This window comes from Pseudomonas citronellolis, assembly GCF_001586155.1.
Lineage (GTDB): Bacteria > Pseudomonadota > Gammaproteobacteria > Pseudomonadales > Pseudomonadaceae > Pseudomonas > Pseudomonas citronellolis.
The window spans coordinates 4,280,317-4,302,853 of the sequence record NZ_CP014158.1 but is presented as its reverse complement, the minus strand read 5'-3'; the positions used below and the strand labels follow the sequence as shown (position 1 = coordinate 4,302,853).

General features: G+C 66.3%; 19 protein-coding genes and 1 pseudogene. 2 read left to right on the top strand and 18 right to left on the bottom strand.

Annotated features, from left to right (window positions below; all coding sequences use genetic code 11):
- Positions 1-386: 386 nt before the first annotated feature.
- The 3 genes from PcP3B5_RS18665 to PcP3B5_RS18655 all read right to left on the bottom strand — a co-directional run bounded on the left by PcP3B5_RS18665 (position 387) and on the right by PcP3B5_RS18655 (position 2,250).
- Complete coding sequence (locus PcP3B5_RS18665) at positions 387-1,016, bottom strand: phosphatase PAP2 family protein (protein ID WP_061562096.1); 630 nt, start codon at positions 1,014-1,016, stop codon at positions 387-389.
- A 77-nt stretch (positions 1,017-1,093) separates the two neighbouring features.
- Positions 1,094-1,438, bottom strand: a complete 345-nt coding sequence (locus tag PcP3B5_RS18660) for a hypothetical protein (RefSeq protein WP_061562095.1) — start codon at positions 1,436-1,438, stop codon at positions 1,094-1,096.
- A gap of 77 nt (positions 1,439-1,515) precedes the next feature.
- Positions 1,516-2,250, bottom strand: coding sequence for a phosphoadenylyl-sulfate reductase (locus PcP3B5_RS18655; RefSeq protein WP_061562094.1), 735 nt, complete (start codon positions 2,248-2,250; stop codon positions 1,516-1,518).
- A 187-nt stretch (positions 2,251-2,437) separates the two neighbouring features.
- Between PcP3B5_RS18655 and thrH the strand changes: the two genes are divergently transcribed.
- The gene (gene thrH / locus PcP3B5_RS18650) at positions 2,438-3,055 is read left to right on the top strand and encodes a bifunctional phosphoserine phosphatase/homoserine phosphotransferase ThrH (RefSeq protein ID WP_061562093.1); all 618 of its coding nucleotides are present in this window, start codon (positions 2,438-2,440) and stop codon (positions 3,053-3,055) included.
- A gap of 219 nt (positions 3,056-3,274) precedes the next feature.
- On the opposite strand, the gene PcP3B5_RS32625 is transcribed toward thrH, so the two are convergent.
- Positions 3,275-4,030 carry a methyl-accepting chemotaxis protein gene (locus PcP3B5_RS32625; RefSeq protein ID WP_370311555.1) on the bottom strand — a complete coding sequence of 252 codons (756 nt, stop codon included), beginning with the start codon at positions 4,028-4,030 and terminating at the stop codon, positions 3,275-3,277.
- 102 nt (positions 4,031-4,132) lie between these two features.
- A pseudogene (locus PcP3B5_RS32620) lies at positions 4,133-5,086 on the bottom strand (methyl-accepting chemotaxis protein); the annotation flags it as partial.
- A 516-nt stretch (positions 5,087-5,602) separates the two neighbouring features.
- Here PcP3B5_RS32620 and PcP3B5_RS18640 point away from each other — a divergent pair.
- The gene (locus tag PcP3B5_RS18640; protein WP_043318269.1) at positions 5,603-6,667 is read left to right on the top strand and encodes an AI-2E family transporter; all 1,065 of its coding nucleotides are present in this window, start codon (positions 5,603-5,605) and stop codon (positions 6,665-6,667) included.
- A gap of 224 nt (positions 6,668-6,891) precedes the next feature.
- On the opposite strand, the gene nuoN is transcribed toward PcP3B5_RS18640, so the two are convergent.
- From nuoN to PcP3B5_RS18575, 13 genes are all read right to left on the bottom strand, one after another.
- Complete coding sequence (gene nuoN, locus PcP3B5_RS18635) at positions 6,892-8,358, bottom strand: NADH-quinone oxidoreductase subunit NuoN (RefSeq protein WP_009623278.1); 1,467 nt, start codon at positions 8,356-8,358, stop codon at positions 6,892-6,894.
- A 7-nt stretch (positions 8,359-8,365) separates the two neighbouring features.
- Positions 8,366-9,895: an NADH-quinone oxidoreductase subunit M gene (gene nuoM, locus PcP3B5_RS18630; RefSeq protein WP_009623276.1), complete on the bottom strand. Its 1,530-nt coding sequence runs from the start codon at positions 9,893-9,895 to the stop codon at positions 8,366-8,368.
- A gap of 28 nt (positions 9,896-9,923) precedes the next feature.
- On the bottom strand, positions 9,924-11,768 hold the full coding sequence (gene nuoL, locus PcP3B5_RS18625; protein WP_061562091.1) for an NADH-quinone oxidoreductase subunit L: 1,845 nt from the start codon (positions 11,766-11,768) through the stop codon (positions 9,924-9,926).
- A complete protein-coding gene (nuoK, locus tag PcP3B5_RS18620; RefSeq protein ID WP_009623272.1) occupies positions 11,765-12,073 on the bottom strand; it encodes an NADH-quinone oxidoreductase subunit NuoK in 309 nt (102 codons plus the stop codon). The genes nuoL and nuoK overlap by 4 nt, the downstream gene beginning before the upstream one ends.
- Before the next feature lie 4 nt (positions 12,074-12,077).
- Complete coding sequence (nuoJ, locus tag PcP3B5_RS18615) at positions 12,078-12,578, bottom strand: NADH-quinone oxidoreductase subunit J (RefSeq protein ID WP_043318272.1); 501 nt, start codon at positions 12,576-12,578, stop codon at positions 12,078-12,080.
- An 11-nt stretch (positions 12,579-12,589) separates the two neighbouring features.
- Entirely contained in the window at positions 12,590-13,138 is a 549-nt protein-coding gene (nuoI, locus tag PcP3B5_RS18610; protein WP_009623268.1) for an NADH-quinone oxidoreductase subunit NuoI, read from the bottom strand.
- Between the two features lie 11 nt (positions 13,139-13,149).
- Positions 13,150-14,142, bottom strand: a complete 993-nt coding sequence (nuoH, locus tag PcP3B5_RS18605) for an NADH-quinone oxidoreductase subunit NuoH (RefSeq protein WP_024128655.1) — start codon at positions 14,140-14,142, stop codon at positions 13,150-13,152.
- 11 nt (positions 14,143-14,153) lie between these two features.
- The gene (gene nuoG / locus PcP3B5_RS18600; protein WP_061562090.1) at positions 14,154-16,868 is read right to left on the bottom strand and encodes an NADH-quinone oxidoreductase subunit NuoG; all 2,715 of its coding nucleotides are present in this window, start codon (positions 16,866-16,868) and stop codon (positions 14,154-14,156) included.
- 129 nt (positions 16,869-16,997) lie between these two features.
- Positions 16,998-18,347, bottom strand: a complete 1,350-nt coding sequence (gene nuoF, locus PcP3B5_RS18595; RefSeq protein ID WP_061562089.1) for an NADH-quinone oxidoreductase subunit NuoF — start codon at positions 18,345-18,347, stop codon at positions 16,998-17,000.
- Complete coding sequence (nuoE, locus tag PcP3B5_RS18590) at positions 18,344-18,838, bottom strand: NADH-quinone oxidoreductase subunit NuoE (RefSeq protein WP_009623260.1); 495 nt, start codon at positions 18,836-18,838, stop codon at positions 18,344-18,346. The genes nuoF and nuoE overlap by 4 nt, the downstream gene beginning before the upstream one ends.
- Before the next feature lie 2 nt (positions 18,839-18,840).
- Complete coding sequence (gene nuoC / locus PcP3B5_RS18585; protein ID WP_009623258.1) at positions 18,841-20,622, bottom strand: NADH-quinone oxidoreductase subunit C/D; 1,782 nt, start codon at positions 20,620-20,622, stop codon at positions 18,841-18,843.
- A gap of 60 nt (positions 20,623-20,682) precedes the next feature.
- Entirely contained in the window at positions 20,683-21,360 is a 678-nt protein-coding gene (locus tag PcP3B5_RS18580; protein ID WP_009623256.1) for a NuoB/complex I 20 kDa subunit family protein, read from the bottom strand.
- A gap of 10 nt (positions 21,361-21,370) precedes the next feature.
- Positions 21,371-21,784, bottom strand: coding sequence for an NADH-quinone oxidoreductase subunit A (locus PcP3B5_RS18575; RefSeq protein WP_009623254.1), 414 nt, complete (start codon positions 21,782-21,784; stop codon positions 21,371-21,373).
- Positions 21,785-22,537 lie beyond the last annotated feature (753 nt).

Below are 22,537 nucleotides of genomic sequence, written 5' to 3'. Positions count from 1 at the left end.
TGGATGTCGCGAGAGCCCCGATGGGCTACAGGGACGTACGCTCGGGGGGGGACGCCTAGTTCGGGCCTCCGTGGCGGGGGAATTCGCGAGGGTAGCCCGGCTCCATCGGGCCCGTATGCGGGGCAAGCCTTTTTGGTTCCTTTTTGCGGGGGTGGCCTTCCACCGATTGACAAAAGGGACTCGCCCGAGGGGGCGAAACAAGAGACATCCGAACACTCGGAGCGGCGCGCTACACCCAAACAAGACGTCTCTGGGTTATTCCCCTTCGGGCCAGCGCAAGCGCTGTTCGCGATGAAGCCGCGTCCCGCGTTCGCGGGAATGACAAGATAGAAAGCGGCGCTCGAGGCCAGGTTCACGACCGAAACCATGCCGCTCGCCAGGCGCATTCAGTGACGCAACCACCCCCGGCTGATTGCCGGCGCCAGCGCGCGCCGGTATAGCGTCTCGGCCTGGGCGGTCAACGTGCCGCCGTGGCGCTGCCAGAGCAGCCAGACCAGGCTGTTGCTCACCGCCGCCACGGCCAGCGCGCCGAGCATGTCCAGCGGGGAGTGGATGCCCAGGTAGACCCTCGCGTAGCCCACCGCCAGGCCGACGGCGCCGATCAACGCACCCAGCAGCCAGGCATCGTCGAACAGCAGGCTGAGAGCGCAGCCGGCGAAGAGGGTCAGGTGGTCGCTGGGGAAGGAGGCGTTGGCGGCGTGGGCCAGCCAGGCGTGGCCCAGGCCTATGGCGAAGGGGCGCGGGTGCGGCCAGAGCAGGCCGATCAGCAGGCTGAGCCCCAGCGCCAGCGAGGTCACGCCCAGGGCGCGCAGCAGGCGGCCGCGCAGGTCGTGGTCACCCCGGCACCACAGGTACAGCAACGCCAGCGGCAACAGGTAGAGCGGCACGGTGGCGATGAAGCGCGCGGCGTCGATCAGCCAGGCTGGCGTCTGCGCGGTGGCGTTGATGGCGAGGAACGCCTGGCGGTCGAGCGCCTCCAGCAGGCTGGGGCCGGGAGTAGGGAGCAAGGTGGGCATGGTCGATTCTTGTAAGAGGGCACGCAGGACTATAGGCGTCGGAGCCTGAAGACGGCATTAAGCCGGGACGGAGGCGATCAGAGTCGGTCGAGGTCGCTGCGCAGGGCCAGCTCGGCCAGTGCCTCGGGCGAGTCCTGCGGCGCCGGGCCGCGGTCTTCGAGAATCTCGTGGAGGAAGCTCATGAACACGGTGAACACCTGCTCGCGGCCGTCGTCGTGGCGCACCACGAAGAAGGGCGCGCTGTCCACGCCGTACTGGGCGGCGACCATCCAGCCGGCGCTGCCCGGGTTGCGTTCGTCGGCCACCAGCACGCGGTCGATGCGCGGCAGGTAGCCGCCTTTCTCCAGGCGTTGCTGCACGTCCTTGCACTTGCCGCAGTCCTCGCCGTCGGCCAGGACCTTCTTGACCATGGTGATGCGCATGGGGCTTTCCTCTCGCGGTAGGGGCAGGGCCTACCTTAAGCGCTGCGGCGCCGGCGGAAAACCCGCCGGCGACGAGCTCAGCCCTTGCTGATCAGGTTGCCGGCGTGCAGGCCGCATTCCTTCTGGGTGGCTTCCTCCCACCACCAGCGGCCTTCGCGCTCGTGCTGGTTGGGCAGCACCGGGCGGGTGCAGGGCTCGCAGCCGATGCTGATGAAGCCGCGCTCGTGCAGGCTGTTGTAGGGGATCTCCAGCATGCGGATGTAGGCCCAGACTTCCTCGCTGCTCATGCTGGCCAGCGGGTTGAACTTGTACAGCGGCTTTTCCGACGTGGAGAAGGCGCCGTCCAGTTCGACCACCGCCACCTGGCTGCGGGTGCCGGGGCTCTGGTCCTTGCGCTGGCCGGTGGCCCAGGCGCTGACGGTGGCGAGCTTGCGCTTGAGCGGCTCGATCTTGCGGATGCCGCAGCACTCGCCGTGGCCGTCCTTGTAGAAGCTGAACAGGCCCTTTTCCTTGACGAAGGGCTCCAGCAGGCGCGGATCGGGGGTCATGACCTCGATGGCGATGCCGTAGTGCTCGCGCACCTGCTCGATGAAGCGGTAGGTCTCCGGGTGCAGGCGGCCGGTGTCCAGGCTGAACACCTTGACGTTCTTGTTGATCTTCCAGGCCATGTCCAGCAGCACCACGTCCTCGGCGCCGCTGAAGGAAATCCACAGGTCATCGCCGAAGTGCTCGAAGGCGAACTTGAGGATGTCCTGGGGGGACTTGCTGGCATAGGTCGCGGCGATTTCGGCGACGTCGAACGGATGGCTCATCAGGCGGTTTTCCACTTGTACTTGCGCGGTGCGCTATAAGGCTGCCGATCTTAACAAAGGCAGGGATATGCCCCTAAATAACCATCAGGAAGGTCGACTGTGTGCTTTGAGTATAAGTGCCGCGTTGCGCCGGCCCGGGCTAGCCGCTAGAGTGCCGCCTTCTGTCCAAACCTGCGGGGAATCGTTCGTGGAAATCGCCTGTCTCGACCTGGAAGGGGTACTGGTCCCGGAAATCTGGATCGCCTTCGCTGAAAAAACCGGTATCGAAGCGCTCAAGGCGACTACCCGCGATATCCCCGACTACGACGTGCTGATGCAGCAGCGCCTGCGCATCCTCGACGAGCACGGCCTGAAGCTGGCCGACATCCAGGAAGTGATCGCCACCCTCAAGCCGCTGGACGGCGCGGTGGAGTTCGTCGACTGGCTGCGCGAGCGCTTCCAGGTGGTGATCCTCTCCGACACCTTCTACGAGTTCTCCCAGCCGCTGATGCGCCAACTGGGCTTCCCGACCCTGCTGTGCCACAAGCTGGTCACCGACGAGACCGACCGCGTGGTCGGTTACCAACTGCGCCAGAAGGACCCCAAGCGCCAGTCGGTGATCGCCCTCAAGAGCCTGTACTACCGCGTGATCGCCGCGGGCGACTCGTACAACGACACCACCATGCTCAGCGAAGCCCACGCCGGCATCCTGTTCCATGCGCCGGAGAACGTCATCCGCGAGTTCCCGCAGTTCCCGGCGGTGCACACCTACGAGGACCTGAAGCAGGAGTTCCTCAAGGCGTCGAACCGCCAGCTCAGCCTGTAATGCCGACGGGCCGGCGATGGCCCGCGGTTCGAGAAAGAACGCCGTTTCCCGTCATGGAAAACGGCGTTTTTTGTGGGTTCCAGGAAAACACGGGCGGGCTTGTCGACCTGCGCCGAGGCGCTCTTCGTAGGATGGGTTGAGCTTGCGAAACCCATGCGGTGGCGGTGATGGGTATCGCTTCGCTCAACGCCATCCTACGAGTCTATGGGAGCCCGCCCTTCACACCCGAAACTGCCCCATCAACCCCTGCTGGTGATTCGCCAGGTCGTTCAGCGACTGGCTGATCTGCGCCGACTCCTGGGCCTGGCCCGACAGAGATTCGGTCACGTCGCGGATGCCCGCCACGTTGCGGTTGATCTCCTCGGCCACCGCGCTCTGTTCCTCGGCGGCGCTGGCGATCTGCAGGTTCATGTCGTTGATCACCCCCACCGCCTCGCCGATGCGCTGCAACGCCGCTACCGCCTGTTCGACCTGGCTGACGCTGCCCTGGGCCTGCTGGTGGCTGCTGTGCATGGCGGTGACCACTTCGCGGGTGCCGTTCTGCAGGCCTTCGATCACCTGGCGGATTTCCTCCACCGAGTCCTGGGTGCGCTTGGCCAGGTTACGCACTTCGTCGGCCACCACCGCGAAACCACGGCCGGCCTCGCCGGCGCGGGCCGCTTCGATGGCGGCGTTGAGCGCCAGCAGGTTGGTCTGTTCGGCGATGGCGCGGATCACTTCCAGCACCGAGCCGATCTGCTCGCTGCTGGCCGCCAGGCCCTCGACCTGGGTCATGGCCTGGCTCATGTCGCGGGCCAGTTCGTCGATGGCGCGGGTGGTCTGGTCGATCACCGCCAGGCCGTCGCGGGTGGCGCCGTCGGCCCCGCGGGCGGCGTCGGCGGCTTGGGCTGCGCTGTTGGCCACGTCGTGGGCGGTGGCGCTCATTTCCTGGGAGGCGGTGGCCACCTGCTCGATCTCGCGGAACTGCTGCTGCATGCCGGCGCTGGTCTGGGTCGACAGCGCGGCGGACTGGTCGGCGGTGGCGCGGGCGTCCTGCACCGAGGCTTTCACGTCGCGGATGATCGGCTGCAGCTTGTCGAGGAAGCGGTTGAACCAGCCAGCCAACTCACCCAGTTCATCCTGGCCCTGGTATTTCAGGCGCTGGGTCAGGTCGCCCTCGCCGCTGGCGATGTCGCGCAGCATGCCGGCCACGTCGAGGATCGGGCGGGTCACGCCGCGAGCGGTCAGCCATACCAGCAGCAGGCCGAGCAGGGCGGCGAGCAGGCCCAGGCCGAGTTCGACGACGGTGCCCTGGGTGCGTTGCTGGTCCAGTTCCTGCTGCAGTTTCACCGCCGGGCCCTGCAGCGCCTGCAGCGGCACGTCGATGAGCACGCCCCAGGCGTCGGCCTCGGGGATCGGGCGCAGCGGTTGCAGGGCGCGCAGTTCGCTGTCGTGTTCGAGGACCTTGTGCTGGTCGGCGCCGAGCAGTTGCAGCAGCTGCCCGCCCTGAGCGGGGTAGACCTCCTGCAGCTTCTTGCCGAGCTTGCCGGCGTCGGCGCTGTAGCCGGCGAGCAGGCCGGCGGGGCTGACGATGGCGACGCGGCTCTGGCCTTCGTAGAGTTCCTGGCTGCCTTCATGGGCGATTTCCTGCAGGCGGTCGAGGGCGATGTCCACGCCCAGCACGCCGACCAGCTTGCCGTCCACCCACAGGGGCAGAGCGATGCTGGTCATGAGGATCTTGCGGGTGCCCACTTCGTCGACGTAGGGCTCCAGCACGCAGGTCTTGCCGGCGGCCTTCGGGCAGGTGTACCAGGCGTTGTAGGCCGCGCCGCTAGGGCCGGGGCTGGTGTCGGCGAGCATCTTCTCGTCCATCGGCTCGGCTTCCAGCTTGCCGGGGGTGGCCTGCGCCCAGTATTGCGAGAAACGCCCCTTTTCGTTACTGCCGATCTCCGTGCGGCCTTCGGCCTGCGCGTCATGGCCGTCGAGGGCGTCGGGCTCGAAGGCGAGGTACAGGCCGAGCAGTTCGGGGTTGGCTGCCACCGCGTCGCGCATCTGCCGGTTCAGCTCCTCGCGCAGGGCCAGGGTGTCCAGGCCGCGCTGGGCGGCGAGCTGGCGCATGGCCAGGGCCTGGCGGGCGAAGCTCTGTGCGTAGCGGTAGGCGTCGCTGAAGTAGCGCTGGATGCGCATCGCCTGGATTTCCCCGCGGGCGCGCAGGCGGGCTTCGGCGGCATCGTCCAGCATGTGCGTGCTGGATTCCTTCACCAGCGCGGTGCTGTGCTGCATGCGGAAGATCGAGAGGCCGGCGAGCAGCGAGACCACGCCGAGCAGGCACAGGCCGGCGAGCAGGGTGATCTTCCACTGGATGGAGAGGCGACGGAAGGGCATTGGGGGTGTCCTCTGCGGGAACCTTGGGGATGTTCGGAAATATCGGCGGCTGTGCGATTTTCTTTACAGACATTGCTACCGTCCGTCGGCTGGGCTTCTGGGGCGCCAGTCTCGCGCCGGGTTGCACTTCGCCACCCATCTGCTGACTAATGTGCAGGCCACTCTCGGCAGATGGGATTGCACATGCTCGATTCGAAACTGGAAAACCGGACGTTCCTGATACTGCTGGCGGTGGTCAGCATCGCCTTCGCCTGGCTGCTGCTGCCGTTCTACGGCGCGGTGTTCTGGGGCACCATCCTGGCCATCATCTTCACCCCGGTGCACCGCCGGCTGCAGGCGCGCCTGGGTGGGCGCAGGAACCTGGCGGCGCTGATCACATTGAGCGCCTGTATCCTCATCGTGATCCTGCCGGTGATCTTCATCGCCGGCTCGCTGGTGCAGGAAGGCGCCAACCTCTACCAGAGCCTGAAGTCCGGCCAACTGAACCTCGCCGGCCTGGTGCAGCAGGCCTTCGCCGCCTTGCCGCCATGGGCCCACCAGTGGCTGGAACGTTTCGACCTGGGCGACCTGTCGAGCCTGCAGGAGAAGCTTTCCAGCGGCGCCATGCAGGCCAGCCAGTTCGTCGCCACCAAGGCCTTCAGCATCGGCCAGAACACCTTCGACTTCGTCGTCAGCTTCGGCGTGATGCTCTACCTGCTGTTCTTCCTGCTGCGCGACGGCCGCACCCTGGGCCGGCGGATCAAGCAGGCGGTGCCGCTGGACCACGAGCACAAGCAGCACCTGTTCACCAAGTTCACCACCGTGGTGCGCGCCACGGTGAAGGGCAACATCGCCGTGGCCGCCACCCAGGGCGCGCTGGGCGGGCTGATCTTCTGGTTCCTGGGCATCCAGGGCTCGCTGCTGTGGGGCACGCTGATGGCCTTCCTGTCGCTGCTGCCGGCGATAGGCGCGGGGCTGGTGTGGGTGCCGGTGGCGGCCTGGTTCCTGCTCACCGGGGCGATCTGGCAGGGCGTGGTGCTGATCCTCTTCTGCGTGCTGGTGATCGGCCTGGTGGACAACATCCTGCGCCCGATCCTGGTGGGCAAGGACACCAAGATGCCCGACTACGTGGTGCTGATCTCCACCCTGGGCGGCATGTCGCTGTTCGGCCTCAACGGCTTCGTCATCGGCCCGCTGATCGCCGCGCTGTTCATCGCCAGCTGGGACCTGTTCACCGGCCGCGAGGAACTGGAAGACCCGGCGGGGTAGGGGAGGGAGGGCCTGGGGATAGCGTAGGAGCAACGGTCTGCGCCGAGGCGTTTTTCGTAGGATGGGTTGAGCTTGCGAAACCCATGCGGTTGCGCTGATGGGTATCGCTTCGCTCAACACCATCCTACGAAAAGCCGTGCTCGCTCATGCGGTTCCAGGAAGCACGGCGTTTCGCAGGCAATAAAAAACCCCGCCGAGGCGGGGTTTTTTCTTGCTGCCTGCGCTCAGCCGGCGACGGCTACCGCCAGGCCGGAGTGCTGGAGGATGTCCAGCAGCGGCTGCGGGTAGACGCCGAGGAAGAAGGCCAGCAGGGCGATGGCCACCAGCATGATGCCGCCGGCGCGCTGGGCCCAGTCCAGGGGCGCGTCGTGGCGCTTCATGTTCGGCTCGACCAGGAACAGGGTGACCATGACGCGCAGGTAGTAGTACAGGCCGATGGCGCTGCCCAGCACCAGGGCGCCGACCAGCCACCACAGGTGCGACTCGACGCCGCTGGCGATGACGTAGAACTTGCCGATGAAGCCGGCGGTCAGCGGGATGCCGGCCAGGGACAGCATCATCACGGTCATCACCGCGGTCAGCACCGGACGGCGCCAGAACAGGCCGCGGTACTCGAACAGCGCGTCGGCGTCGCGGCCGCCGTAGGGGGTGGACATCAGGGTGACCACGCCGAAGGCGCCCAGGGTGGTGACCACGTAGGTGGTCAGGTAGACGCCGACGGTCTCCACGGCCAGGCCGTTGCTGGCCACCACGGCGATCAGCAGGTAGCCCAGGTGGGCGATGGAGGAATAGCCGAGCAGGCGCTTGAGGTTGCTCTGGGTCAGCGCCAGCAGGTTGCCGACCAGGATCGAGATGACCGCGATGACCGCCAGGGCGACGTGCAGCACGCCGCTGTGCAGGGCCGCCGGGGCGATCTGGAACAGGCGCAGCAGCACGGCGAACACGGCGACCTTGGCGGCGGTGGCGAGGAACGCCGCCACCGGGGCCGGGGCGCCTTCGTAGACGTCCGGGGTCCACAGGTGGAAGGGCGCCAGCGACAGCTTGAAGCCCAGGCCCACCAGCATCATGCCCACGCCGATGGTCAGCAGCGGGCTGTGCACGGTGCCTTCGGCCAGGGCGCTGCCCAGGCCGGCGAAGTCCAGGGTGCCGGCTTCGGCGTAGAGCATGGCCATGCCGAACAGCAGGAAGGCCGAGCCCGCCGCGGACAGCACGGTGTACTTGATGCCGGCTTCCAGGCTGCGCTTGTTGAAGAAGGCGTAGGCCACCATGCCGTAGACCGGCACCGAGAGCAGTTCCAGGCCGATGAACAGGCCGGCCAGGTTCTGCGCCGCCACCAGCACCAGGCCGCCGGCGGTGGCCAGCAGCAGGAGCAGGTAGAGCTCCTCGCGGTTGCCCGGGTAGCTCTCCATGTAGGCATGGGCGAGGGTCGAGCAGGCGAGGGCGGCGATCAGGATCAGCGCCGAGTAGAACAACGCGAAGTTGTCGATCAGCAGCAGCGGGGTGACGGCGATGGGGGTCGCCTTGATCGCCCAGAGGATCGACAGCAGCGCCAGGTTGAGGCCGATCATCGAGAGGGTGGCGATCAGCCGGTGGTTGCGTTTCCAGGCGACCGCCAGCATCACCACCACCAGAGTGGCGCTGGTGATGAGCAGCGGCAGGAGCGCGATGAAGTGTTGGATCGTGAAGGTCATTTCGCGACTACCGTGCGGCAAGGGTGGAAAGGGCGGAATCGAACCACTGCTGGACACCGTGCATGGTGGCGGCGGAGGTATCGAGAACCGGCTGCGGGTAGATGCCGAGGATGATCAGCAGGACCGCCAGGCCCAGGACCATGCTCAGCTCGCGGGCGTTCAGGCCGGCGATCGGCGTATCCGCCTTCGCCGGGCCGAAGTAGGCGCGGTGGATCATGATCAGCGAGTAGATCGAGGCGAACACCAGGCCGAAGGTGGCGATGACGATGACCACCGGCACGGTCTTGAAGGCGCCCAGCAGGATCAGGAACTCGCCGACGAAGTTGCCGGTGCCCGGCAGGCCCAGGGACGCGGTCGCGAAGAACAGGGCCACGGCCGGCAGGTACGGGATGCGCGACCACAGGCCGCCCATCTTGCGCATGTCGCGGGTGTGCAGGCGCTCATAGAGCTGGCCGCAGAGGATGAACAGCGCGGCGGCGGACAGGCCGTGGGCGATCATCTGGATCACCACGCCCTGCAGCGCCTGCGGGCTGCCGGAGTAGATGCCGATCATCACGAAGCCCATGTGCGACACGCTGGAGAAGGCCACCAGGCGCTTGATGTCGGTCTGCGCGAAGGACAGCAGGGCGCCGTAGAAGATGCCGATCAGGCCCAGGGTCATGGCGATGGGCGCGAACTCCGCCGAGGCGTTGGGGAACAGCGGCAGGGCGAAGCGGATCAGGCCGTAGGCGGCGGTCTTCAGCAGGATGCCGGCCAGGTCCACGGAACCGGCGGTGGGCGCCTGGGCGTGGGCGTCCGGCAGCCAGGAGTGCACCGGCACCACCGGCATCTTCACCGCGAAGGCGACGAAGAAGCCGAGCATCAGCAGCCACTCGACGTGCTCGCTCATCTGCGTCTTCAGCAGGTCGGCGTAGTTGAAGGTCAGCACGCCGGTGCTGTTGTAGTGCACGAACACCAGGCCGAGGATCGCCACCAGCATCACCAGGCCGCTGGCCTGGGTGAAGATGAAGAACTTGGTGGCGGCGTAGATGCGCGTCTTCTTGCCGTCGTCCGAGCTATGGCCCCAGAGCGCGATGAGGAAGTACATCGGCACCAGCATCATTTCCCAGAAGAAGAAGAACAGGAACAGGTCGACGGCGAGGAACACGCCGATCACGCCGCCGAGGATCCACAGCAGGTTCAGGTGGAAGAAGCCGATGCGGCGCTGGATCTCGTTCCACGAGCAGAGCACGGACAGCACGCCGAGCAGGCCGGTGAGGGCGACCATCAGCAGCGACAGGCCGTCGATGGCCAGGTGCACGCTGATGCCGAAGCGCTCGATCCATTGCAGCTTGAATTCGGCGGTCCACTGCGGCTCGCCACCCGGCGCGGGCGCCAGGTGGAAGTCGCCGGTGTGCCACAGCCACAGGCTCAGCGCCAGGGTCAGGGTCATGGAACCCAGCGCGACCCAGCGGGGCAGGGTCTTGCTGGTGTACTCGGCGATCCAGCAGAGGAAGCCGCCGATGAAGGGGATCAGGATTAGCCAGGGCAGAATCATGACGGGCTCGATCTCTTTCGTGAATGCGTTAGGCCAGTAGCAGCGCGAGCAGCAGCACCGCGCCGCCGACCAGGGAAGCGGCGTACCAGCGCAGGCGGCCGTTCTCGGTCAGGCTCAGAAGGGTGTGCCCACCGCGGGCGGACAGCGGCACCAGGACCAGGGTCTGGTCGATGGGGTCGCGGCCGAGCAGGCGGCAGAGCAGCAGGTAGGGTTTCACGAACAGCTTGTCGTACAGCCAGTCGAAGCCCCAGGCGTGGTACCACCAGGTGCCGAAGAAGCGGCCCGGCGCGCTCTTGGCCAGGGCGCTGACGAAGCGGCGCTTGCCGAGGAACAGCAGGCCGGCCAGCAGGATACCGGCCAGGGCGATGGCGCCCGAGGCGATTTCCAGGCTGTGCTGGGCTTCGCCGCCGGCATGGCCGACGCTTTCCGGCAGCACGCCGTGCAGCGGCGGGGTGATCAGCGCGCCGATGAAGGTCGACAGCACGATCAGCACCGACAGCGGCAGCCAGTGGCTGATGCCATGGCCGGCGTGGGCCTCGGTCTTCTGCTCGCCGTGGAAGGCGATGAAGATCAGGCGGAAGGTGTAGATCGAGGTCAGGAAGGCACCCACCAGGCCAGCGATCAGCAGGTTCTGGTGACCGCTGGCGAAGGCTTCCCAGAGGATCTCGTCCTTGGAGTAGAAGCCGGCGGTGACCAGCGGCAGGGCGGCCAGGGCCGAACCACCGACGATGAAGCTGGCGTAGGCCAGCGGCAGCTTCTTCCACAGGCCGCCCATCTTGAAGATGTTCTGCTCGTGGTGGCAGGCGACGATCACCGCGCCGGAGGCGAGGAACAGCAGGGCCTTGAAGAAGGCGTGGGTCATCAGGTGGAAGATCGCCGCGTCCCAGGCGCCGACGCCCAGGGCCAGGAACATGTAGCCGATCTGGCTCATGGTCGAGTAGGCGAGGATGCGCTTGATGTCGGTCTGCACCAGGGCGGCGAAGCCGGCCAGGACCAGGGTGACCGCGCCGACCACGCCGACCAGTTCCAGCACGTTCGGCGCCAGGGTGAAGATGCCGTGGCAGCGGGCGATCAGGTAGACGCCCGCGGTGACCATGGTCGCCGCGTGGATCAGCGCCGAAACCGGGGTCGGGCCGGCCATCGCATCCGCCAGCCAGGTCTGCAGCGGCAGCTGGGCCGACTTGCCGACCGCGCCGCCGAGCAGCGCCAGGGCCGCCAGGCTCACCCACATATCGCCCTGGGCGAAGTGCTGCGGGGCCAGCACCAGCAGTTCCTGGATGTTCAGGGTGCCCAGCTGCTGGAACAGGATGAACAGGCCGAAGGCCATGAACACGTCGCCCACGCGGGTGACGATGAAGGCCTTGAGCGCCGCGTTGCCGTTCGGTACGTGGCTGTAGTAGAAGCCGATCAGCAGGTAGGAGCACAGGCCCACGCCTTCCCAGCCGAAGTACAGGAACAGCAGGTTGTCGCCCAGCACCAGGAACAGCATGCTGGCGATGAACAGGTTGGTGTAGGCGAAGAAGCGCGAGTAGCCGGCTTCACCGCGCATGTACCAACTGGCGAACAGGTGGATCAGGAAGCCGACGCCGGTGACCACGCCGAGCATGGTGACCGACAGGCCGTCCAGGTACAGGGCGAAGTTCGGCGCGAAGCCGTCGACGTTCATCCACTGCCACAGGACCAGGGTGTAGGCGCCGCCCTCCGGCGGGGCGCTGTGGAAGCTCCAGATCGCCCAGAAGGCGGACAGCGCGGCCAGGCCGACCGAGCCGACGCCGACCAGCGCGGAGAGATTTTCCGACCACTTGCCGCGGGAGAAAGACAGCAGCAGGAAGCCGACCAGGGGGAACAGGAAGGTGAGGGGCAGCAGGTTCATCCGCGCATCTCGCTGGCAGCGTCGACATCGAGGGTATGGAAGCGGCGATACAGTTGCAGCAGGATCGCCAGACCGATGCTCGCCTCGGCCGCGGCCAGGCTGAGCACCAGGATGAACATCACCTGGCCGTCGGGCTGCGCCCAGCGGCTGCCGGCGACCACGAAGGCCAGCGCGGCGGCGTTCATCATCACTTCCAGGCTCATGAGTACGAACAGGATGTTGCGCCGGACCATCAGGCCGGCCAGCCCGAGGCAGAACAGCACGCCGGAGAGTGCCAGCCCGTGTTCCAGGGGGATTGCATTCATGGTGTTATTCCTTCGCGTCGTGGCGGCCGAGGTGGTAGGCGGCGACCAGTGCCGCCAGCAGCAGCATCGAGGCCAGTTCGACGACCAGCAGGTAGGGGCCGAACAGGGCGATGCCCACGGCCTTGGCGTCCACGGTGGTGTGGCCGATGCCGGCGCCGCTGGGGTTGCGCGACAGCACCAGCAGCAGCTCGACGAGCAGGACGGCGGAGAGCACGCCCGGGCCGATCCAGACCCCGGGCTTGAGCCACTTGCGCTCCTGCTCGGCGATCGCCGGGCCCAGGTTGAGCATCATCACCACGAAGACGAACAGCACCATGATCGCGCCGGCGTAGACGATGATCTCCAGGGCGCCGGCGAACGGGGCGCCGAGGCTGAAGAAGGTCATCGACACGGCGAGCAGCGAAACGATGAGGTAGAGCAGGGCATGCACCGGGTTGCTGTTGGTGATGACCCGCAGGGTTGCCAGCACGGCGACGCCGGCGGCGAAGTAGAAAGCGAATTCCACGCGACGTCTCCTTACGGCAGCAGGCTCTTGACGTTGATCGGTTCGGCCTCGTTCTGCGCGCTGCCCTTGGGCTTGCCGGCGATGGCCATGCCGGCGACGCGGTAGAAGTTGTAGTCCGGGTTCTTGCCGGGGCCGGAGATCAGCAGGTCTTCCTTCTCGTACACCAGGTCCTGGCGCTTGAACTCGCCCATCTCGAAATCCGGGGTCAGCTGGATCGCGGTGGTCGGGCAGGCTTCCTCGCACAGGCCGCAGAAGATGCAGCGGGAGAAGTTGATGCGGAAGAACTCGGGGTACCAGCGGCCGTCGTCGGTCTCGGCCTTCTGCAGCGAGATGCAGCCGACCGGGCAGGCCACGGCGCACAGGTTGCAGGCCACGCAGCGTTCCTCGCCGTCGGGGTCGCGGGTGAGGACGATACGGCCGCGGTAGCGCGGCGGCAGGTAGACCTGCTCTTCCGGGTACTGCAGGGTGTCGCGCTTGCGGAAGGCATGGCCGAAGATCATCACCAGGCTGCGCAGCTGGGTGTAGGTGCCATGCACGATGTGCAGGATTTCTTTGATCATGGTGGTTCTCCTTACTGGGCCGCGGCCAGCACGCAGGCGCCGGTCACCAGCAGGTTGATCAGGGTCAGCGGAAGGCAGAACTTCCAGCTGAAGGCCATCACCTGGTCATAGCGCGGACGCGGCAGCGAGGCGCGGATCAGGATGAACAGCATGATGAAGAAGCTGGTCTTCAGGGCGAACCAGATGAACGGGATCTGCGGCAGCAGGCCGAACGGGCCGTGCCAGCCACCGAAGAACAGCGTCACCAGCAGCGCCGAGATCAGCACGATGCCGATGTATTCGCCGACGAAGAACATGCCCCATTTCATCCCGGCGTACTCGATGTGGTAGCCGTCGGCCAGTTCCTGCTCCGCTTCCGGCTGGTCGAACGGGTGACGGTGGGTCACGGCGACGCCGGCGATGATGAAGGTGCAGAAGCCGAAGAACTGCGGAATGATGAACCACAGGTGCTGGGCCTGGTAGTCGACGATGTCGCGCATGTTGAACGAGCCGACCTGGGCCACGATGCCCATCAGCGACAAGGCCAGGAACACCTCGTAGGAGATGGTCTGGGCCGAGGCGCGCAGGCTGCCGAGCAGGGCGAACTTGTTGTTGCTCGACCAGCCGGCGAAGAGCACCGCGTACACGGTCAGGCCGGCCATGGCGAAGAAGAACAGGATGCCGATGTTCAGGTCCGCCACGCCCCAGCTGGGGCTGATCGGGATGATGACGAAGGCGATCAGCAGTGCGCCCATGGCGATGACCGGGGCGAGGGTGAAGATCATCTTGTCGGCGAACGGCGGCGTCCAGTCTTCCTTGAAGAACATCTTGATCATGTCCGCGCCGAGCTGGAAGGCGCCGAACGGGCCGACCCGGTTGGGACCGTAGCGGTCCTGCCAGAGGCCCAGCAGGCGCCGCTCGACCCAGCTCAGCAGCGCGCCGCAGACGACCACGGCGAGCAGGATGACGATGGCCTTGATGACCTCGACGATGATGTCGACGATGGCGGGTGTCAGCCAGCTCATGCTCATCAAACTCATTGGGCAGCCTCCTGCAGACCTTCAGCGACACCGCCGAAGACACCGGCGGGGATGCCGGCCAGGCCGGCCGGCAGGGCGACCAGGCCCGCGCCCAGCTCTTCGCTGATGCGCAGCGGCAGGCGCAGCTCGTGGCCCTTGACGCTCAGGCGCAGCAGCTTGCCTTCGGCCAGGCCCAGGCGCTCGGCTTCCTCGCGGCCCAGGGCCACGTAGGTTTCCGGGATGCGCTCCTGCACCGGCTTGGCGCGGGCGCTGTTCTCCTCGCTGCCGAACAGGTGGTAGAAGGGCACCACCTTGAACTGGCTGGCCGGGGTGTGGAACGGCGCCGGTACGTCGCTGAACCACAGGGCCTCGCCCTTGGCCTCGATCAGGCGCACGCCCGGGTCGCCGGCGCGCAGGTGGCCGCCGACCTCGTCCTGGAACTTGTTCCAGGCCTGCGGCGAGTTCCAGCCCGGGGACCAGGCGAAGGGAATCTGCTGACGCGGCTCGGTGCTGCCGGAATAGCCTTCCATGGAGAAGGCGAAGGCGCTGTCGATGTCCTGCGGGGCGCGGGGCTCGCTGACGTTGATGTTGGCGCGCATGGCGGTGCGGCCGGAGTAGCGGTGCGGTTCGCGCGCCAGCTTCAGGCCCTTGATGCGGAACGCGGCGTTCGGCGCGGCGTCGCGGATGCCGGCCAGTTGCGGCTTGGCGGCGACCACGGCGTCGATCACGTGGTCCAGCTGCGTCCAGTCGACGCGCTTGCCCTCGAGGGTGCTGTGCAGGGCGTGCAGCCAGCGCCAGCCTTCGCGGACCAGGTTGTCGGCGTTGTAGTAGGTCGGGTCGAAGACCTGGAAGAAGCGCTGGGCGCGGCCTTCCTGGCTGACCAGGGTGCCGTCGCCTTCGGCGAAGCTGGCGGCCGGCAGGACGATGTGCGCCTTGGCGCTGGTCGCGGTGCTCTGGTGGTCGGCGACGATCACCAGCTTGGCGGCGGCCAGGGCGGCGTCGACCTGGGCGGCTTCGGCGCGGCGGTACAGGTCGTTCTCCAGCACCACCACGGCGTCGGCGGCGCCGGAGGTCAGTTGCTCCAGCGCGGCTTCGACGGATTCACCGCCGAACAGGGTGAGGCCCAGGCTGTTGGCTTCCGGCACCACCAGGCTCAGCGAGCCGTTCTTCTCGCGCTGCTTCAGCGCGCTGGCGATGTTCGCCGCGGCTTCGATCAGGGCGTTGCTGCGCAGCGAAACGCCGGAGACCACCAGCGGGCGCTTGGCGGCCACCAGGGCATCGGCGATGCGCTGGGCCAGGGCTTGCGCTTCCGGTTCCAGACCGGCCACGGCCGGGGCGCTCGGGTCGATCGCGTGGGCCACGGCGAAGCCCAGGCGGGCCAGGTCCTCGGGGGCGGCGTGCACGCACTCGGCGGCGACGTCGTCCAGGCGCGTCTCGGCCAGGCTGGCGATGAACAGCGGGTTCTTCTCGTGCTGGGCGATGGTCTTCACCGCGGCGTCGAGCCACGGCTGGATCTTCATCGCGGCGGCCATGTCCTCGCCCTTGCCCTTCACCGACTGGCGCAGGGCCAGGGCGATGCGGGCGGCGGTCTGGGTCAGGTCCTCGCCGAGCACGAAGACCGCGTCATGGTCTTCCATGTCGCGGATGGTGGGGGAGGGCAGCGGGCCTTCCTGCATCACCTTGAGCACCAGGCGCAGGCGCTGCAGCTCATCGGCGGCGATGCCGCTGTAGAAGTTGCCGGCGCCGACCAGCTCGGACAGCGCGTAGTTGCTTTCCAGGCTGGCACGCGGCGAACCGATGCCGATCACCTTGCGGCCCTTGAGCAGGGCGGCGGCCTGGTCGAGGGCGCCATCCAGGCTCAGCTTCTGCTTGCTGAGCATCAGCATCGGCTGGCGCGGACGGTCCTCGCGGTTGACGTAGCCGTAGCCGAAGCGGCCGCGGTCGCAGAGGAAGTAGTGGTTCACCGAGCCGTTGTAGCGGTTCTCGATGCGGCGGATCTCGCCGTAGCGCTCGCCGGGGCTGATGTTGCAGCCGCTGGAGCAGCCATGGCAGATGCTCGGGGCGAACTGCATGTCCCACTTGCGGTTGTAGCGCTCGGAGTGGGTCTTGTCGGTGAACACGCCGGTCGGGCAGACCTCGGTCAGGTTGCCGGAGAACTCGCTCTCCAGCACGCCGTCCTCGATGCGGCCGAAATACACGTTGTCGTGCGCGCCATAGACGCCCAGGTCGGTGCCGCCGGCGTAGTCCTTGTAGTAGCGCACGCAGCGGTAGCAGGCGATGCAGCGGTTCATCTCGTGGGCGATGAACGGGCCGAGCTCCTGGTTCTGGTGGGTGCGCTTGGTGAAGCGGTACCGGCGCTTGTTGTGGCCGGTCATCACCGTCATGTCCTGCAGGTGGCAGTGACCGCCTTCCTCGCACACCGGGCAGTCGTGCGGGTGGTTGGTCATCAGCCATTCGACGACGCTTTCGCGGAAGGCCTTGGCCTCTTCGTCCTCGATGGAGATCCAGGTGTTGTCGGTGGCGGGGGTCATGCAGGACATGACGAGGCGACCACGCTTGTCGTTCTCGTCGGTGTACTGCTTGACCGCGCACTGCCGGCAGGCGCCGACGCTACCGAGCGCCGGGTGCCAGCAGAAGTAGGGGATGTCGAGTCCGAGGGACAGGCAGGCCTGCAACAGGTTGTCCGCCCCATCGACTTCTAACGTCTTGCCGTCTACGTGGATAGTGGCCATGGTTCAAGTTCTTCGTTGGCCCGTTGTCAGCGGGCTTGGCTAAGGGAAATCACGGCTCCGTCGGGCCGGCGGCATGCCGCGGCGCTACGACGGAACATCGCCGGGCCCGCGGGCCCGGCATCCAAAGCTTTACGCGCCGACGCGTTGCGGTTGCGGCGCGGCCTGAGCCTGGCGGGAGACGCCCGCTTCGAACTCGGGACGGAAATATTTCAAGGCACTGCCCAGCGGTTCGACGGCGCCCGGTGCGTGGGCGCAGAAGGTCTTGCCCGGGCCGAGGAAGTTGACCAGTTGCTCGAGGGTCTCGAGGTCGCCGGGCTGGCCTTCGCCACGCTCCAGCGCGCGCAGGAGCTTCACGCTCCACGGCAGGCCGTCGCGGCACGGAGTGCACCAGCCGCACGACTCGCGGGCGAAGAACTCTTCCATGTTGCGCAGCAGCGAGACCATGTTGATGCTGTCGTCCACCGCCATGGCCAGGCCGGTGCCCATGCGGGTGCCGACCTTGGCGATGCCGCCGGCGTAGAACAGGGCGTCCATGTGCTCGGGGAGCAGGAAGCCGGTGCCGGCGCCGCCGGGCTGCCAGGCCTTGAGCTTGTAGCCCTCGCGCATGCCGCCGGCGTAGTCCTCGAAGACCTCGCGCACCGGGATGCCGAAGGGCAGTTCCCAGATGCCGGGGTTCTGCACCTTGCCGGAGAAGCCCATGAGCTTGGTGCCCATGTCTTCGCTGCCCGGGCGCGCCAGGCCCTTGTACCAGTCGACGCCGTGCTCGACGATCGCCGGCACGTTGCACAGGGTCTCGACGTTGTTGACGCAGGTCGGCTTGCCCCAGACGCCGACGGCAGCGGGGAAGGGCGGCTTGGAGCGCGGGTTGGCGCGGCGGCCTTCCAGGGAGTTGATCAGCGCGGTTTCTTCACCGCAGATGTAGCGGCCGGCGCCGGTGTGGACGAACAGCTCGAAGTCGAAGCCGCTGCCGAGGATGTTCTTGCCCAGCAGGCCGGCGGCCTTGGCTTCGTCGATGGCGCGGTTGAGGTTGCGCGCCGCGTCGACGTATTCGCCGCGCAGGAAGATGTAGCCGCGATAGGCCTTCAGCGCCCGCGCGGAGATCAGCATGCCTTCCACCAGCAGGTGCGGCAGCTGCTCCATGAGCATGCGGTCCTTCCAGGTGTTGGGCTCCATCTCGTCCGCGTTGCACAGCAGGTAGCGGATGTCGAGGGATTCGTCCTTGGGCATCAGGCCCCACTTCACGCCGGTGGGGAAGCCCGCACCGCCGCGGCCCTTGAGGCCGGAGTCCTTGACGGTCTGGACGATGTCGTCGGCGGCCATTTCGGCCAGCGCCTTGCGCGCGGCGGCGTAGCCGTTCTTCGCCTGGTATTCCTCCAGCCATACCGGGGCGCCGTCGTCGCGCAGGCGCCAGGTCAGCGGGTGGGTTTCCGCGGCGCGCGCGGTGCGGTTGGGCGTGCCGTAGGAGGTGAGGAGCGTCATGCGTAGGCCTCCAGCAGTTTGGCGACTGCCGACGGCTCGAGATTGCCGTGGGTATCGTCGTCGATCATCAGCGCCGGGGCCTTGTCGCAGTTGCCCAGGCAGCACACCGGCAGCAGGGTGAAGCGGCCGTCGGCGGTGGTCTGGCCGAGGCCGATGCCCAGTTGCTTCTGGATCTCGCCGACCACCGACTCGTGGCCGCCGATGTAGCAGACCATGCTGTCGCACACGCGGATGATGTGGCGGCCGACCGGCTGGCGGAAGATCTGGCTATAGAAGGTGGCCACGCCTTCGACGTCGCTGTCGGGGATGCCGAGGATCTCGGCGATCGCGCCGATGGCGCCGTCCGGCACCCAGCCGCGCTCCTTCTGGACGATCTTCAGGGCCTCGATGGACGCCGCGCGGGAGTCCTCGTAGTGATGCAGCTCGTGCTCGATGGCCGAGCGCTCGGTTTCGCTCAGGGCGAAACGGTCAGTCTGGATGATGGTGCTCATGATCAGCGGTCCACGTCAGCCATAACGAAGTCGATGCTGCCCAGATAGGCGATCAGGTCGGCGATCATGCTGCCGTTGATGACCGACGGAATCTGTTGCAGGTGCGCGAAGCTGGGCGTGCGGATGCGCGTCCGGTAGCTCATGGTGCTGCCATCGCTCGTCAGGTAGTAGCTGTTGATACCCTTGGTCGCCTCGACCATCTGGAAGGCTTCGTTGGCCGGCATGACCGGGCCCCAGGAAACCTGCAGGAAGTGGGTGATCAGCGTCTCGATGTGCTGCAGCGTGCGCTCTTTGGGCGGCGGCGTGGTCAGCGGATGGTCGGCCTTGTACGGGCCTTCGGGCATGTTCTTCAGGCACTGCTCGATGATGCGCAGGCTCTGGCGCATCTCGCCCATCTTCACCATGCAGCGGTCGTAGGCGTCGCCGTTGTGGGCCAGCGGCACTTCGAACTCGAAGTTCTCGTAGCCGGAGTAGGGGCGGGCCTTGCGCAGGTCGAAGTCGCAACCGGTGGCGCGCAGGCCGGCACCGGTGGTGCCCCATTCCAGGGCCTGCTTGGTGTTGTACTGCGCCACGCCGATGGTCCGGCCGCGCAGGATGCTGTTCTGCAGCGCCGCCTTTTCATACTCGTCCAGGCGCTTGGGCATCCAGTCGAGGAATTCGCGGACCAGCTTGTCCCAGCCGCGCGGCAGGTCGTGGGCGACGCCGCCGATGCGGTACCAGGCCGGGTGCAGGCGGAAGCCGGTGATGGCCTCGACCACCTTGTAGGCGCGCTGGCGGTCGGTGAAGGTGAAGAACACCGGGGTCATGGCGCCCACGTCCTGGATGTAGGTGCCCAGGTACAGCAGGTGGTTCAGGATGCGGAAGAACTCCGACATCATGATGCGGATGACGTCGACGCGCTGCGGCACCTTGATGCCTGCGAGCTTCTCCACCGAGAGCACGTACGGCAGGTTGTTCATCACCCCGCCGAGGTAGTCGATGCGGTCGGTGTAGGGGATGAAGCTGTGCCAGGACTGGCGCTCGGCCATCTTCTCGGCGCCGCGGTGGTGGTAGCCGATCTCCGGCACGCAGTCGAGAATCTCTTCGCCGTCGAGCTGCAGGATGATGCGGAAGGCACCGTGGGCGGAGGGGTGGTTCGGGCCGAGGTTGAGGAACATGAAGTCCTCGTTCTCGCCGTGGCGTTTCATGCCCCAGTCTTCGGGCTTGAAGCGCAGGGCTTCCTGCTCCAGCTCCTGCTTGGCCACGGAGAGCGAGTAGGGATCGAACTCGGTGGCGCGCGCCGGGTAGTCCTTGCGCAGCGGGTGGCCCTGCCAGGTCGGCGGCATCAGCATGCGGGCCAGGTGCGGGTGGCCGTTGAAGTGGATGCCGTACATGTCCCAGACCTCACGCTCGTACCAGTTGGCGTTCGGCCAGATACGGGTGGCGGTGGGCAGGTTGAGGTCGTTCTCGGAGAGGGCCACCTTGATCATCACGTCGCTGTTACGCTCGAGCGACATCAGGTGGTAGAACACGCTGAAGTCGGCGCCCGGCAGGCCGCGACGGTGGGTGCGCAGGCGCTCGTCGACCCCGTGGAGGTCGTAGAGCATCACGTAGGGCTTGGGTACGTTGCGCAGGAAGGTGAGGACGTCGATCAGCTTCTCGCGGCTCACCCAGAGGACCGGCATGCCGGTGCGGGTGGCCTGGACGGTGAAGGTCTCGGCGCCAAAGCGGGAATTCAGTTCGACGACTATGTCTTGGTCGTCCGCCTTATAGGGCGGGATGTACAGAGCGGAGTCTGCGGTCATGGTCTCGGTCGCTATCGGTCAACGGTGGAGTGAAGTAAGGGCCTCTCGTGGAGGTCGGCTTCACACTTCGTCGGGGCTGCGCAGGTTGGTGACCGCAATGCGCTGTTCGCGCTTGAGGTCCTTCTGGGCAGGCATTTCGGCACGGTAGATGCCTTGATCGCCAACCACCCAGGACAACGGGCGACGCTCCTGGCCGATGGATTCCTGCAGCAGCATCAGGCCTTGCAGGAACGCCTCGGGGCGGGGCGGGCAGCCGGGGATGTAGACGTCCACGGGGAGGAACTTGTCGACCCCCTGGACCACCGAGTAGATGTCGTACATGCCGCCGGAATTGGCGCACGAGCCCATGGAGATCACCCACTTGGGTTCCAGCATCTGCTCGTACAGGCGCTGGATGACCGGGGCCATCTTGATGAAGCAGGTGCCGGCGATGACCATGAAGTCCGCCTGGCGCGGCGAGGCACGAATCACTTCGGCGCCGAAGCGGGCGATGTCGTGCGGCGCGGTGAACGCCGTGGTCATCTCCACGTAGCAGCAGGACAGGCCGAAGTTATAGGGCCACAGCGAGTTCTTGCGACCCCAGTTGACGGCGCCGTTGAGAACATCCTCGAGCTTGCCCATGAAGATGTTCTTGCTGACCTGCCCCTCTACCAGAGGGTCGTCTACCGTTTCGCGCTGGCCGATCGGGTACTGATCGTTGGCCGCATCGGGGTCGATCCGGGTAAGTTTGTATTGCATCGCCAAAGCCTCATTGTTTTAGCTTCGCCTGCCGCTCGCGACGTGCCGCCGGCGCCCAATCGAGCGCGCCGACCCGCCAGAGGTAGACAAGACCTGCCAACAGAATTGCAATGAAAATGGTGGCCTCGACCAGACCGGCCCAACCGCTTTCACGGACGGACACGGACCAGGCGAAGAGGAAGAGGGCTTCGACGTCGAAGATCACGAAGAGCATCGCGACCAGATAGAATTTTGCCGACAGGCGCAGGCGTGCGCTGCCGGTGGGAACGATGCCGGATTCGAAGGGCTCGTTCTTGCTGCGACCAAATGCCTTGCTGCCCAGCAGCGAGGAAACCCCTAGCATGAAGGCCAGCAGGCCGACCACGCCTAGAAGGAAGGCGGCGAGTCCCCAGTGTTGAGCTGCAAGTTCAGCTGGGTTGGGCATGCCGATACTCCTTCCTACAAAAATTAGCGGTGGTCTTGGATTCCGGGCCTTCGCCCGGCTGCATGAACCTCGGGCTCAAGATAGCGAGCTAAGGGTTCGAGTGATCTTTCCAATTTTATGCCCAAAGCCTCGGGCAAGTAAATTTTTCTAACACAAACAGATGCTTCCAAATCGGGCAAAAGGCTTTTGCATTTTTGTCCGGGCCCCGGCTGCAGGCCGCTCCACGCCTGGGCTGGCACGGTTCAGGCTTTGGTCGAATGGCACTTTTACGGATATGAAGAAAGTGTTTCTAGCGCTCTTTAAATGATAAATATTATCATTCGCGGTGTCGTTTATCCGTAACTTTACTACATATAGGCGTCGTACTTTTTATTGTCGGCGGTTTTAAGGGTTTATGGGCGTCAATTGGTGTCGGGAATTTCCCAATGGTCTGTTTAGGGGGAGGCTGCTGCGTAGGGGCAATCGTCGGCATGGGCCGGCCTGCCGGCCGGATCGCGGATAAATCCGCTCCTACAGGGTGGGTGTCAGCGCCGGAGCGCAGTGCCTTCCGGCGAACTGTAGGAGCGGGCCCTGCCCGCGATTCGCGCGCAGGGCGCGCTCCTACATGGAATGACGTGGGTGGGGCAGCGTAGGAGCGGATCTTATCCGCGAATCGCGCCGATATGTCCGGCTATCGCGGACAAGGTCCGCTCAGGGGACAGGGGCGTCGTAGGATGGTGTTGAGCGAAGCGATACCCATCGCCGTGGCCGCAT